This is a genomic window from Arthrobacter sp. CAN_C5, from assembly GCF_017875735.1.
Classification (GTDB): Bacteria; Actinomycetota; Actinomycetes; order Actinomycetales; family Micrococcaceae; genus Arthrobacter_D.
This window is the reverse complement of record NZ_JAGGMZ010000001.1, coordinates 826,075-839,592: the sequence shown is the minus strand read 5'-3', so window position 1 is coordinate 839,592 and position 13,518 is coordinate 826,075. Positions and strand designations below refer to the sequence as shown.

14 protein-coding genes are annotated in these 13,518 nt (G+C 62.5%); 8 read left to right on the top strand and 6 right to left on the bottom strand.

Annotation, left to right across the window (positions count from 1 at the left end):
* Positions 1-28: 28 nt before the first annotated feature.
* Positions 29-616 (bottom strand): TetR/AcrR family transcriptional regulator, encoded by a 588-nt coding sequence (locus tag H4V95_RS04035; RefSeq protein ID WP_312883937.1) that lies wholly within the window; start codon positions 614-616, stop codon positions 29-31.
* A gap of 89 nt (positions 617-705) precedes the next feature.
* On the opposite strand from H4V95_RS04035, the gene H4V95_RS04030 reads away from it, so the two are divergent.
* From H4V95_RS04030 to asd, 4 genes are all read left to right on the top strand, one after another.
* Positions 706-2,622, top strand: coding sequence for a primary-amine oxidase (locus tag H4V95_RS04030; protein WP_209728883.1), 1,917 nt, complete (start codon positions 706-708; stop codon positions 2,620-2,622).
* Positions 2,623-2,720: 98 nt separating this feature from the next.
* Entirely contained in the window at positions 2,721-3,482 is a 762-nt protein-coding gene (locus tag H4V95_RS04025; RefSeq protein WP_245345896.1) for a thymidylate synthase, read from the top strand.
* Complete coding sequence (locus tag H4V95_RS04020; RefSeq protein WP_196865271.1) at positions 3,479-4,042, top strand: dihydrofolate reductase; 564 nt, start codon at positions 3,479-3,481, stop codon at positions 4,040-4,042. The genes H4V95_RS04025 and H4V95_RS04020 overlap by 4 nt, the downstream gene beginning before the upstream one ends.
* Positions 4,043-4,109: 67 nt before the next feature.
* Positions 4,110-5,264, top strand: a complete 1,155-nt coding sequence (gene asd, locus H4V95_RS04015) for an aspartate-semialdehyde dehydrogenase (RefSeq protein WP_209728879.1) — start codon at positions 4,110-4,112, stop codon at positions 5,262-5,264.
* Here asd and H4V95_RS04010 read toward each other — a convergent pair.
* The 5 genes from H4V95_RS04010 to H4V95_RS03990 all read right to left on the bottom strand — a co-directional run bounded on the left by H4V95_RS04010 (position 5,261) and on the right by H4V95_RS03990 (position 8,390).
* Complete coding sequence (locus H4V95_RS04010; RefSeq protein ID WP_209728877.1) at positions 5,261-6,340, bottom strand: UDP-N-acetylmuramate dehydrogenase; 1,080 nt, start codon at positions 6,338-6,340, stop codon at positions 5,261-5,263. The genes asd and H4V95_RS04010 overlap by 4 nt on opposite strands.
* Positions 6,337-6,774, bottom strand: a complete 438-nt coding sequence (locus H4V95_RS04005; protein WP_196865274.1) for a MaoC family dehydratase — start codon at positions 6,772-6,774, stop codon at positions 6,337-6,339. Before H4V95_RS04005 ends, H4V95_RS04010 begins: the two co-directional genes overlap by 4 nt.
* A complete protein-coding gene (locus H4V95_RS04000) occupies positions 6,774-7,223 on the bottom strand; it encodes a MaoC family dehydratase N-terminal domain-containing protein (protein ID WP_209728875.1) in 450 nt (149 codons plus the stop codon). Before H4V95_RS04000 ends, H4V95_RS04005 begins: the two co-directional genes overlap by 1 nt.
* A 54-nt stretch (positions 7,224-7,277) precedes the next feature.
* Positions 7,278-7,517 (bottom strand): hypothetical protein, encoded by a 240-nt coding sequence (locus H4V95_RS03995; protein WP_196865276.1) that lies wholly within the window; start codon positions 7,515-7,517, stop codon positions 7,278-7,280.
* 99 nt (positions 7,518-7,616) lie between these two features.
* Positions 7,617-8,390 carry a FadR/GntR family transcriptional regulator gene (locus H4V95_RS03990; RefSeq protein ID WP_196865277.1) on the bottom strand — a complete coding sequence of 258 codons (774 nt, stop codon included), beginning with the start codon at positions 8,388-8,390 and terminating at the stop codon, positions 7,617-7,619.
* A 155-nt stretch (positions 8,391-8,545) separates the two neighbouring features.
* On the opposite strand from H4V95_RS03990, the gene eat reads away from it, so the two are divergent.
* The 4 genes from eat (at position 8,546) to H4V95_RS03970 (ending at position 13,503) form a co-directional block, all read left to right on the top strand.
* Positions 8,546-9,973 (top strand): ethanolamine permease, encoded by a 1,428-nt coding sequence (gene eat / locus H4V95_RS03985; RefSeq protein WP_209728873.1) that lies wholly within the window; start codon positions 8,546-8,548, stop codon positions 9,971-9,973.
* 63 nt (positions 9,974-10,036) lie between these two features.
* Positions 10,037-11,413, top strand: a complete 1,377-nt coding sequence (locus tag H4V95_RS03980; protein WP_196865279.1) for a glutamine synthetase family protein — start codon at positions 10,037-10,039, stop codon at positions 11,411-11,413.
* On the top strand, positions 11,394-12,155 hold the full coding sequence (locus H4V95_RS03975; protein ID WP_209728871.1) for a gamma-glutamyl-gamma-aminobutyrate hydrolase family protein: 762 nt from the start codon (positions 11,394-11,396) through the stop codon (positions 12,153-12,155). The genes H4V95_RS03980 and H4V95_RS03975 overlap by 20 nt, the downstream gene beginning before the upstream one ends.
* Positions 12,136-13,503 (top strand): aldehyde dehydrogenase, encoded by a 1,368-nt coding sequence (locus H4V95_RS03970; RefSeq protein WP_209728868.1) that lies wholly within the window; start codon positions 12,136-12,138, stop codon positions 13,501-13,503. The genes H4V95_RS03975 and H4V95_RS03970 overlap by 20 nt, the downstream gene beginning before the upstream one ends.
* Positions 13,504-13,518 lie beyond the last annotated feature (15 nt).

The following is a 13,518-nucleotide window of genomic DNA, read 5'->3' as shown; positions in this document are numbered from 1 at the left end:
CCTTTTTTCGACAGCGGGCGAATTTCCGTTACGACAGATTCTTCAGAAACCCATCCAATTGGTCGGTATAGGCGGGGAGATTGTCCTCGGGCAGTGATAGGGCTGCCGTGATCTGCGCACCCAGGAACAGGTTCATGAGTTGCTCGCTGATGACGGCGTCCGGCACCGCGCTAGTAATCGCACCCACCTGCCGCGCCTCCCCGAGATGGCGCTTCAGCGCAACCCGCCACTGCTCCATCGACTCGCGGTGAATCGCCATCTTGAATTCATCCGTGACGGCCTTCTGCCAGAACGGAATGACAACGCGCGCCTCGCTGATTTTCTCTTCATCGATGGGGAGAACTTCCATCCCCAAGGCACGTATAGCGTCAAGCCCGGTCTGGTTGAAGGTAGTCAGGGCAATCCGGTTATTCGTGCGATTGAAGACATGTCGGAACGCAAAGGTGAGCAGATCATCCTTCGTGGGGAAGTAGGGCTTCAGTGCACCGTTCGAGAATCCGGCCTCGAGGGCGATGTCGCGCATCGTCGCGCCCTCGATCCCGTGCCGCGCAATGATCCGCCAGGTCGCATCCACCAGCTCCAGTCGCCGCTGGTCATGATCAACAATCTTTGGCACTGCGCAATTCTCCTTCGAGGATCTCTTGTGATCCATCTTACCTTCGGCATAGTCTACAAACAGAGAAAAACCCCTGACTGAGGATTCCCATGACAACGTCACCCACAGCGACTGCCAATTCCTACGCGCTGGCCACAGCGGACGAAATCCTCGAGGTCAGGCGCGTCCTGCAGGATCGGGGCCTTCTCGGTTCAACGAGAAGGATCGCGTATCTCGGACTCGTTGATCCCAGCCGTTCATCGGGTGCGGGCGAGGAGGGCCGCCGGTTCCGCGTGTTCCTGCACGACACCTCGGGTTCCGCGCCGCTGGATGTTGTCGTTTCGACGACCACATCAGCGGTGTTGTCCAGCGTGGAACTGGATACGGCGGTGACCGGTGAGCTCCCGGTACTTGAGGAGGAGTTTGCGGCCGTGGAGGAACTGCTGTCGACCGACGAGCGATGGCTTGCCGCCCTTGCCGCCAGAAACCTTGACGTCGCCAGTGTACGCGTTGCACCCTTGTCAGCCGGTGTGTACGAGTACCCCGAAGAAAGGGGGCGCCGCATCCTCCGCGGGCTCGCCTTCGTCCAGGAGCACGAAACGGACAGCGCGTGGGCGCACCCGATCGACGGGCTGGTGGCGTACGTCGACGTCGTCAGCAAGGAGGTCACGCAGGTCATCGATCTAGGCGCGGTGCCGATACCCAGGGAACACGGCAACTACACCGATCCCGAGCTAACGGGGCCGCTGCGCACCTCGCAGAAGCCGATCAGCATCACCCAGCCCGAGGGGCCCAGCTTCACCCTCACCGGGGGTAATCACCTGGACTGGGAGAACTGGAGTGTGGACGTTGGCTTCGATGTCCGTGAGGGCGTGGTGCTCCACAACCTCTCCTTCAACGACAAGGGCCGGGTTCGGCCCATCATCAAGCGGGCATCCATCGCTGAAATGGTGGTGCCCTACGGTGACCCCTCCCCTGTTCGGTCGTGGCAGAACTACTTCGACACCGGAGAGTATCTGGTCGGTCAGTACGCCAACTCACTGGAACTCGGTTGTGACTGTCTGGGTGACATCACCTACCTCAGTCCCGCGGTCAGCGATGCCGCCGGGAATCCGCGGGAAATCCGAAACGCAGTGTGCATCCACGAGGAAGACTGGGGTGTCCTCGCCAAACACAGCGACCTATGGTCGGAGATCAACTACACACGGCGCAACCGTCGCCTCGTGATTTCGTTCTTCACCACGGTGGGCAACTACGACTACGGATTCTTCTGGTACCTCTATCTCGACGGCACCATCGAGTTCGAGGCCAAAGCCACAGGCGTTGTTTTCACCAGCGCCTATCCGGAGGACGGGTCGCCGAACATGTCACAGTTGGCGCCGGGGCTTGGAGCACCATTCCACCAGCACCTCTTCAGCGCCCGCCTCGACATGGCCATCGATGGTTTCACCAACCGGGTGGAAGAAGAAGACATCGTCCGGCAGGCCATCGGACCAGAGAACCCGCGCGGCAACGCGTTCTCCCGCAAGCGGACGGTGCTGGCCAGGGAGTCCGAGAGCGTGCGGGAAGGAAATCCGCAAAGTGGTCGCACCTGGGTGATCTCCAACCCGGAGTCCCGTAATCGCCTCGGCGAGCCGGTGGGGTACAAGCTGCACTCGGAGGGCCAGCCCACCCTGTTGGCGGATCCGGAGTCCTCCATCGCGCGTCGTGCGGCTTTCGCCACCAAGGATCTGTGGGTGACGCGGTTCGCTGAGGATGAGAAATACCCCACCGGTGACTTCGTCAACCAGCATGGCGGCGGCGGTGGACTTCCGGAGTATGTGGCTCAGGACCGCGATCTCGACGGGCAGGACCTTGTGGTGTGGCATACCTTCGGACTGACGCACTTCCCCCGGATTGAGGATTGGCCGATCATGCCGGTGGACACCGTGGGTTTCAAGCTCCGCCCGGAGGGCTTCTTCGACCGTAGCCCGGTCCTGGACGTCCCACCGAGCGCGCCGGCTGCTGGCGGGCACTGTCACAGCTGACCGCGCGCCTTTTGAGGTGTAACACGCCCACCACTAGAGTGGTGGGCGTGAGTTCACAACCCATCCACACACCGTACGAAGATCTCCTGCGCGATGTGATGGCCAACGGAGTGGTCAAAACCGACCGTACCGGCACCGGAACGCGCAGCGTGTTCGGACGCCAACTGCGCTTTGACCTCGCCGATTCCTTCCCCCTTGTCACCACCAAGCGCGTGCACTTCAAATCGGTCGCCCTGGAACTGCTGTGGTTCCTCCGCGGCGACTCCAATGTGTCCTGGCTGCAGGAGCGCGGAGTGAAGATCTGGAACGAGTGGGCCGCCGACGACGGCGAACTTGGCCCGGTTTACGGCGTCCAGTGGCGCTCGTGGCCCACACCGGACGGCGGGCATATCGACCAGATCGCCCAGGTAGTGCAGGACCTTAAGGACAACCCCGACTCACGGCGCCACCTCGTCTCGGCCTGGAATGTCTCCGAACTGCACAACATGGCCCTGCCACCGTGCCACGCGTTCTTCCAGTTCTACGTGGCGGACGGCAAGCTGTCCTGCCAGCTCTACCAGCGCTCGGCCGACACCTTCCTCGGTGTCCCGTTCAATATTGCCTCCTACGCGCTGCTGACCCTGATGGTCGCCCAGCAGGTGGGCCTGGAGCCGGGGGAACTCATCTGGACGGGCGGGGACGTGCACATTTACGACAATCATGTCGAGCAGGTGAACGAACAACTGAACCGGCAGCCCTACCCAAGCCCGCAATTGCTGGTCAACCGTAAACCCGAGAGCATCTTCGATTACACGCTGGAGGACTTTGACGTGGTGAATTACCAACACCATCCCACCATCAAGGCGCCGATCGCCGTATGAGCTCCCAGAATCGCGGCATCATCGACGCCATAGGCCGGGAACCATTCATCGGCATGATCTGGGCCCAGACCGAGAACGGGGTCATCGGCAAGGACGGCGGCATGCCATGGCGCCTCCCCGAGGACATGGAACACTTCAAGCGAACCACGCTGGGCCACCCGGTAATCATGGGCCGGCATACCTGGCAGTCGTTCCCGGCCAAGTACCGCCCGTTGCCGGACCGGACCAACATCGTGGTGAGCAAGCACGGACTTGAGGCGGGCGAGCTGGCGGGCGCCGTCGTCGTCGACTCCCTGGACGATGCATTCGTGGAGGCCCGGCGCAGCCCTGGTGCGGAGCAGATCTGGGTCATCGGCGGCGGGCAGATCTATGAGGCGGCGCTGCCGGTTGCCCAGGCTGCGGTGGTCACGGTCATCGAGTCGACCACCAAGGGCGACACGTTCGCCCCTACGCTCGGCCCGGACTGGCAACTCGACGGGGTGACCCCGCAGCAGGGGTGGCTCTCCGGAGCCAACGGCACCCGTTACCGGATCAGCCTCTGGACCAAGGGCACCGACTAGCGGCTCCTGTCACGGTCGCTTCGTAACCCAATCGGAGCTCGTGGACCCGCTCGCCTAGACTTGCAGCATGACTACAGCAGTAAACAGTTCATCGTCCCTGCCCAGCGTCGGTTTTGTGGGCTGGCGCGGCATGGTGGGATCGGTCCTGATGCAGCGGATGCAGGACGAGGGCGACTTCCGCCTGATCAACCCCGTGTTCTTCTCCACCTCCAACGCGGGAGGCGCCGCGCCGTCGTTCGCTGAGGGCGCCCCTGCCCTTCAGGACGCGTACGACGTCGATGCGCTGGCGAAGCTGTCCACCATCGTGACTGCCCAGGGCGGTGACTACACCGCCGAGGTGTACCCGAAACTACGCGACAGTGGCTGGGACGGCCTGTGGATCGACGCCGCGTCGACGCTGCGGATGGAGTCCAGCTCAATCATCGTGCTCGATCCGGTCAACCGTGATGTCATCGACGCGGGGCTCTCCCGCGGTGTACGTGATTTCGTGGGCGGGAACTGCACCGTCTCCTGCATGCTGATGGGTCTCGGCGGACTGTTCCGCAACGGCCTGGTCGAGTGGGGCACCTCGATGACCTACCAGGCGGCTTCCGGCGGCGGTGCCCGCCACATGCGCGAGCTTCTGAACCAGTTTGGTGCCATCCATGGCTCGGTGGCCGCCAACCTTGAGGATCCGGCGTCGGCCATCCTGGCCATCGACCAGGCGGTCCTCGCCCAACAGCGCAACCCGGGGATGGATGCCTCACAGTTCGGGGTACCGCTCGCCGGTTCGGTGCTGCCCTGGATTGACGCCGATCTGGGCAACGGCGTGTCCCGCGAGGAGTGGAAGGCCGGCGCCGAAACGAACAAGATCCTGGGCACCGATGGCGCCGGGGGTGCACGGATCCCGTTTGACGGCCTCTGCGTCCGGGTGGGTGCCATGCGTTCCCACTCCCAGGCGCTGACCCTGAAGCTCACCGAAGACATTCCGCTCGCTGAGATTGAGCGACTGATCGACCAGGACAACGAGTGGGCCACGGTCATCCCGAACACCAAAGAGGCAACACTGTCCCACCTCACCCCCGTCGCGGCGACCGGTTCCCTGACGGTTCCTGTGGGCAGGCTCCGAAAGATGGAGATGGGGCCGCAGTACCTCAGCGCCTTCACTGTGGGCGATCAGCTGCTGTGGGGAGCCGCCGAACCCCTGCGCCGGATGCTCCTCATCAGCACGGGAAACCTCTAGGGCTGGAGCGCGCAGCCGATCAGCAGCGGCTCGGGGTGGAGGCGGATCCCGAACTGGTGGTCGACGCCGTCAGCTACCAGAGCGGCGATGGCCAGGAGATCTGCAGCCGAGGCGCCGCCGCGGTTGGTGACGGCGAGGGTGTGCTTGGTCGACAGGGATGCCCTGCCACCAGCGGCCGCGAACCCGTCGTCCCCTGCCAGTCCAAAGCCCTTCCCAAAGCCGGCCTGGTCGATCAGCCAGGCCGCCGAGAGTTTCACCTGACCGTCTTTCGCGGTGGGATACCGCGGGGCGTTCTCGGGCAGCGTCGCCGCTGTCCCCGCATCCACGATGGGGTTGGTAAAGAAGGATCCGGTACTAAACGTGTCCCGGTCCGCCGGGTCGAGCACCATCCCCTTGGCGGCGCGCAACTTCAGAACTGCCCGCCGGACGTCATTGGCATAAGCCCGCTCGCCGATGTTCACACCGACCTCCCGCGCCAGCTCGGCGTACTTGACCGGGGCGCTCATCCGTCCAAGCGCCAGCTGGAATTCAACGGTCAACACCACGTAGCGGGGCGAACCGTCAACGGTGGTGTGCTTCAACAGCGAGTCCCGGTACCCAAACTTCAATTCATAGTTTGTAAAGGACTTAACAGTTTTGGTCTCGCGGTCCCAGGTGCGGACCGTCGCGAGAGTCTGCGAGACGTCGGAACCATAGGCCCCGACATTTTGCACCGGGGTCGCTCCGGTGGACCCGGGAATCCCTGACAGCGCCTCCAGCCCGGAAAAGGCGTGCAGCACGGTGTACTCCACCAGGGCATCCCAGTTCTGGCCAGCCTCCGCCGTGACCATGACACCGCCACAGGTGGCGTTGTCGTCGTTCACCGTAAATCCGGTGGATGCCAGCCGCACCACGGTGCCGGCAAAGCCGTCGTCGGCGATGATCAGGTTGGACCCACCGGCGATGATCAGTAGCGGCTCGCCGGAATTATCGGCGGACCGGACGGCGTCGATGATCTCCGCTTCGGAGCGGGCCTCCACGTAGGTGCGGGCGGGACCGCCCACCCCTGCTGTGGTCAGCGATGCAAGCGAGGTCACCAGATGTGCACCACTGCCTGCGCCTTGACCAGCACCTTCAGCCCGGCCGACAACACAGTGAGGTCCACGCGGACGGTCGAATTGTCAAGATCGATGGCACCGATTTTGCCGGCCACCTCGATTACCGCGCCGGGAGTGCCCGCAGCGGTGGTGTCTTCGACGATGACCGGCTTGGTGAACCGCGTCTGGTAGTCGACGACGGCGGTGGGGTCGCCCACCCAGTCGGTGACCAACTGGACGGCGGCGCCCATGGTGAACATGCCGTGGGCGATCACGCCCGGCAGGCCAACACCCTGCGCGAAGTCGGCATTCCAGTGGATCGGATTGAAGTCACCCGAGGCTCCCGCATATTTCACCAGGTCCTGCCGGGTGACCTCGACGGTGGCGGAGCCGATCTCCTGGCCGACGGTGAGGTCGGCGATAGCAATACCCATTACTGTTCCTCCCCGCGCACCAGCAGCGACGACGTCGTGGTGGCGGTCTTTTCGCCGTCGGTAGTCGAGATCTCGGCGCGGGTAGTGATCATTGCGCCGCCTCCCATGGCCCTGACCGTATCAACGTGGAGTTCGGCGACCAGTTCGTCGCCCGCCACGATGGCGCGGTGGTGGATGAACCGCTGGTCGGCATGCACGACTCGGGAAAAATCGATGCCCGCATCCGGATCGGAGACCAGCTGGGCATCGGCCAGCTGGGCGACAATGATCGCGAAGGTCGGCGGTGCCACCAGGTCGCGGTGGCCCAGCTCGCGGGCGGCGTCGACGTCGTAGTGCGACGGGTGGGTAGCCTTCACCGCCCGCGCGAATTCGCGGATCTTCTCGCGGCCCACCGTATAGACGGCGCCTGCTGGATAGCTGCGGCCCTGCAGCTCGGGATTAATGGTCATGGTGCTCCTGCCGGATGCGATCGACGTTCGTATCCCAGCCTAGTGCAGGGCAGGTTACTTCTTTGGAGCGCGGGCCTGATGCCGGCGTCTGGCATCCCGTGTCCTGACCACGAGGCCAGCAAGGTGGGTGATGAGACCTGCAGCCAGCACGGGGATTCCGGTGAACACCGTCGCATTGCTACCGGTGACGGCGCCGAGCACGGCAATCAGGATTCCCGCGCCGGTCAGCACCAGGGCAGCGATCACCAGCCGACGGTACAGATCCGATCCGGTGTCCCAGGGGGTGTTCAACATGAGATTCAGTTTACTGGGGATAGGCGTCCGCCCCGCATAGGCGGAGGCATCGGGAGCCAATCCGTGGTCACCACCAGCCTGCTCGCGGCACTTCCCGCTTCATTCACCGTGGCTAGGCCCGGATTCACTGGGGGGTTCAGGGGTGGAGCTTCGGGACGTGCCAAGAAATCCACGGAGCAGCGAGGCTGTTCCCTGCAAATGATCCTCGGTAGCCTCATACGCTTCCTCGGAGTTACCGCTCAGGATGGCATCGACAATTCTCTGGTGCTGCTTGTTGGAATGCTCAAGATTAGGCTCCAGCAGGGGTATACAGTCCAAAAGATCGCTGACTCTCGCACGGGCATCAGCCACGGCAGTTGCCAGGCTCCGCGAGCCGGCTACTTCCGCGATGGCCACGTGGAATCTCGCATCCTTGGGCCGATAGGCATTAGCCGACGCCCCTGCCACCTCCGCCAAGGTATCGAGTAGGTGCCGACGCTGGGGAGGGGACAACCTCGCCCTGGCGGCAAGGGAAGCCGCGGCCGGCTCCAGCACACCGCGGAGGATCAGCACATCCTCAACCTCCTCGGGGCTGATGTTCGGATATGCTTCCGGCCCCGGAAGGCGGTTCTGTGCGATGTAGGTGCCACCGTAGCGGCCGCGTTTGACCTCGACATATCCGGCTTTGTGCAATTCGGCGAGGGCCTCTCGGAGGGTGGCACGTGACACCCCCAGCAAATCGGCAAGCTCACGCTCGGGGGGAAGCTTGTCGCCGGCCGCAAGAATTCCCAGTTTGATGTTCCGCAAGAGTCGCTCGATCGTTTCTTCAAAGGCGTTCCCCTGCCTGACCGGTCGAAGGAACCGAGCCGCTCCCTCAAATGATTCGGCTTCCATGCCACCATCCTATTCAGGTCTGCAACTAAAACGATTGCTATCGGAGCCTGATCGGACGTAGGCGGAAACCATTGACGAACTTCGTGATTTAGCTCACACTGGGATCAACTTCATGGACTAATAAAAGACCATTAAGATCGAAGAGAGGGACCGGCATGGCATCGAAACAGCCAGACTCCGAAAAAACATACCTTCAGCACCGCCAACTCAAACGTGGGGCCGCCGGGTGGGTGCTGTTAGCCGGTCTCGGGGTGGCGTACGTTATCTCAGGGGACTTCGCGGGATGGAATCTAGGCCTCGCGCAAGGAGGCTGGGGTGGGCTCCTCATCGCCTTTGTACTGATGGGAATCATGTACACATGCATGGTTTTCGGTCTGGCCGAACTATCGTCCACATTGCCTGCCGCTGGCGCAGGATACGGGTTCGCGCGGCGCGCGCTGGGGCCCATGGGAGGATTCGCCACCGGGATGGCCGTGCTGATCGAGTATGCAGTTGCCCCAGCGGCCATTGCAATCTTCATCGGTGGTTACGTCGAAGCCCTAGGACTCTTCGGTCTGACAAACTCCTGGCCCGTTTATCTGGTGACGTACGCGATTTTTGTGGGAATCCATCTCCGGGGCGTGGGCGAGGCCCTTCGGCTGATCTTTGCGATCACGGCTATCGCCGTCGTGGCGTTGGCGGCCACGGTAATTGGCCTACTCCCACACGTCAGTGCGGCGAACCTTTTCGACATCGTTCCGGATGGTTCCCCCGCTTCCAGCGCATTTTTGCCGATGGGAATCAGCGGCGTCGTGGGCGCCCTCGTCTATGGGATCTGGTTCTTTCTGGCGATCGAAGGTGTTCCACTAGCCGCCGAGGAAACGGCGGACCCGAAGAAGGACATGCCGCGCGGAATCATAGCCGCCATGCTGATCCTTGTGGTTTTCGGCGCGCTGATGCTTGTTCTGGTACCGGGAGCAGGCGGGTCGGAGGCCATGAGTACCTCCGACAACCCCCTCCCGGAAGCTCTGCGACATGTCTACGGTGAAAACTCAGTCCTCGCCGAATTCGTCAACTATGCGGGCCTTGCGGGTCTTGTGGCCAGCTTCTTCTCGATCATCTACGCCTACTCACGCCAGTTGTTCGCCCTGTCCCGTGCCGGGTACCTTCCCCGGTGGCTGTCGCTCACGGGCAGCCGACGCACGCCCTACTGGGCGCTGATCATCCCCGGCACCGTGGGATTCATCCTGGCCGCCGCCACGGGTAACGGCGGACTCCTGATCAACATCGCAGTATTCGGCGCCACCGTGTCCTACGTCCTGCTCAACCTTTCCCACATTGTGCTGCGGAAGAAAGAACCTGACCTTCCCCGTGGCTACCGAACCCCCGGAGGCGTTGTGACGACCTCCATTGCACTGGCGCTGGCCGCCGTCGCTGTCGTTGCCACCTTCGTTGTCGATGTGCTCGCGGCATCGATAACGGCAGGAATCTTTGGTGCGGCCCTGCTGTACTACTGGTTCTACAGCCGCCACCACATTGTCGCCGGCGCTCCCGAAGAGGAATTCGCCCGGCTGGCCGCGGCCGAGGCGGAGCTAAAGAACTGAGCACCGCGTCACCCAGCTTTCACCCCACCCATCCCCGAACCAAGTCGAAGCGACGGATAACAGATGACCGATCAGGCAATTGGCACACAGGCACAACTGAGCATCGATGAGTTAAGGGAGCAGGTCGCCGCCGGAAAGATCGATACCGTAGTGGTGGCCATCACCGATTCTCTGGGCCGCCTTCAGGGTAAACGCTGCGGCGCCCGTTCCTTCCTCGAGGACGTACTCGGGCACGGGGCAGAGGGCTGCAACTATCTGCTATCCGTCGACGTGGAAATGAACACCATCGACGGTTACGCGATGTCTTCCTGGGAGAACGGCTATGGGGACATGGTCATGCGACCCGATGTCTCCACGCTACGGCTTGTCCCCTGGCTGCCGGGTACGGCGATGATCCAGTGCGACATTCTCTGGCCAGACGGCCGTCCGGTGAGTCAGTCCCCCCGGCAAATCCTCAGGGCGCAGATCGAACGGCTCGAAGCGATGGGCTACCGCGCCCATATCGGCACTGAGCTTGAGTTCATCATGTTCGATGACACCTACGAGGAAGCCTGGAAGACAAACTACGAAGGCCTGACCCCTTCCACCCGGTACAACATCGACTATTCCCTTCTCGCAACGGCAAAGCTGGAACCAGTCATCCGAAGTATCCGCACAGGTATGGAGAAGGCTGGCCTGATCGTCGAATCTTCCAAGGGCGAATGCAACTACGGCCAACAGGAAATCACTTTCCGGTATGCGCAGGCTCTAACCGCTTGCGATAACCACGCGTTTTACAAGAACGGTGCCAAAGAGATTGCTGCCCAGCAGGGCAAAAGCATCACCTTCATGGCAAAGTACAACGAACGGGAAGGCAATTCCTGCCACATTCACTTCAGCCTTACTGACCTCGATGGGAAACCCGTCCTAGCTGGCGACCGCGAGCACGGCTTCAGCCCCGTCATGGAACACTTCATCGCGGGCCAGTTGGCCTCTCTGAAGGAGATGGCCTATTTCGTAGCCCCTAACATCAACTCCTACAAACGGTTCGTTGAAGGCAGCTTCGCGCCCACCGCAATTGCATGGGGCCTAGACAACCGCAGTTGTGCGCTGCGAGTGGTCGGGCACGGAGCTGGCCTGCGGGTGGAAAACCGGGTGGGCGGTGGAGATGTCAACCCCTACCTCGCCGCCGCTGCACTTATCGCTGCGGCCATCCATGGCATCGAAAATGAGCTCACGCTGGAGGCAGTTACCCAAGGCAGCGCTTACCAGTCGGAGGCCGACCGGATTCCCACAAACCTGCGCGACTCCCGTGAACTGCTGGCAGCCAGTGAGATTGCCCGGAAATCCTTCGGCGACGAGGTTGTTGACCACTATGTGCACGCCGCCGGCGTGGAGCTGAAGGCCTACGACAGCGCTGTTACGGATTGGGAGAGGAGGCGTGTCTTTGAGCGCCTCTAAGCCCTACCGCCCGCGTATCGGGCTGACTACCTACTACCAGGAGGCCGCATGGGGAGTGTGGACTGCGAACGCCGCCCTCCTCCCGGGCACCTACGTCGACGCGGTTGTGGCAGCGGGGGGAACACCTGTGCTCCTGCCGCCCATCGGCTCCGACCCCTCTATTATCGATCTGCTAGACGGGTTGATCATTGCTGGCGGCACCGATGTCGGCCCTGAACACTATGGCGCCCGACCACATGCGCTGACCTTTGCGCAACCCCACCGGGACAGCCATGACCTCTCCCTGACCCGCGCGGCTATGGCGGCGGACCTACCACTGTTTTCCATCTGCCGTGGTGCCCAGATCCTCAACGTCGCCCTGGGCGGATCGCTCATTCAACATGTCCCTGATGTGTTGCCTGACTCGCGATATCAACCCGCGCCCGGCGTCTTCGGAACTGTCGAGTTCACGACCACACCCGGCAGTATATGCGCATCCCTGCTGGGGCCGCGGGCCACAGCCCCCTGCTATCACCATCAGGCTCTCGACCGGGTTGCCGCCGAGCTCCATGTCACCGCAAAGGCGGCTGACGGAACCATCGAAGCCGTCGAAACGACCTCAGGAGGATGGGTCCTTGGCGTGCAGTTCCACCCCGAACAGGGCCCTGAAGATCTCCGGCTGTTTGAGGGATTCATTGAAGCCGCCCGCGCCTACTCCAGAACACGAACGGAGAGAACCATCAATGTCGACCACCACATTTGACGTCCTGAACCCGGCCACCGAGGAGATCATCGACACCGTTTCCTTGGCCAGCCTGCAGGACACCGACCATGCGATAGCCAAGGCGGCGACGGCCTTCGAGGCCTGGCGACACGTTGCCCCGGCCGACCGCGGAATGCTCTTGCGCCGTTTTGCCGCGGCCGTGGACGACGACCTTGAAACCCTCGCCCAGCTGGAAGTCCGGAACGCCGGACACACCATCGGCAATGCGCGGTGGGAAGCAGGCAACGTTCGAGATGTGCTGAACTACTACTCCGCCGCCCCGGAACGCCACCTTGGCCAACAGATTCCAGTACACGGCGGCATCAACGTCACCTTTCACGAACCTCTCGGTGTCGTTGGCGTGATTGTGCCCTGGAACTTCCCGATGCCCATTGCAGCCTGGGGATTCGCTCCCGCGCTTGCCGCTGGAAATACTGTTGTCCTGAAGCCCGCCGAGGTGACCCCGCTGACCGCACTACGGATCGGACGGCTCGCTCTGGAAGCTGGTCTTCCCGAGGGAGTGCTGCAAATTATCCCGGGCAAGGGTTCTGTGGTGGGAGAGCGATTCGTCACCCACCCGTCGGTCCGGAAGGTGGTGTTCACCGGGTCGACCACGGTTGGCAAGCGAATCATGGCCGGCTGCGCCGAGCAGGTCAAACCGGTCACTCTTGAACTCGGGGGTAAAAGCGCCAACATCATCTTCGGCGACGCCGATCTCGAGGAGGCAGTCGCCGCTGCGCCCGGCGCGGCCTTCGACAATGCTGGCCAGGACTGCTGCGCCCGCTCCCGAATCCTTGTACAAGACACTGTGTACGAGAAGTTCCTTGAACTTTTGGAACCACTGGTGAAGTCGCTGAAGGTCGGAGACCCCCGCGAGGCGAACTCGTTCATGGGTCCGCTGATCTCCGCCGCACAGCGCCAGACGGTTTCCGGCTTCGTTCCTTCCGGCACCGCCATCGCCTTCCAGGGGACCGCGCCGCACGGTGAGGGCTTTTGGTTTCCACCAACGGTGCTGACTCCTTCCCGGGATGACCGGGTAATGCGCGAGGAGATTTTCGGGCCGATCGTGGCGGTTGTTCCCTTCACCGATGAATCCGATGCCCTCCGCCTTGCCAACGATTCCATTTACGGGCTTTCGGGGTCCATCTGGACCAGGGACATTGGCCGTGCTCTGCGGATGGCGCGCGGTCTGGATTCCGGAAACCTTTCGGTGAATTCCCATTCCTCAGTCCGGTACTCCACGCCCTTTGGGGGCTTCAAGCAATCAGGACTCGGCCGCGAGCTCGGCCCCGATGCCCTAGATGCCTTCACCGAAACCAAGAACGTCTTCATTGCCACTCACCCGTGACTCCGACATCAACAC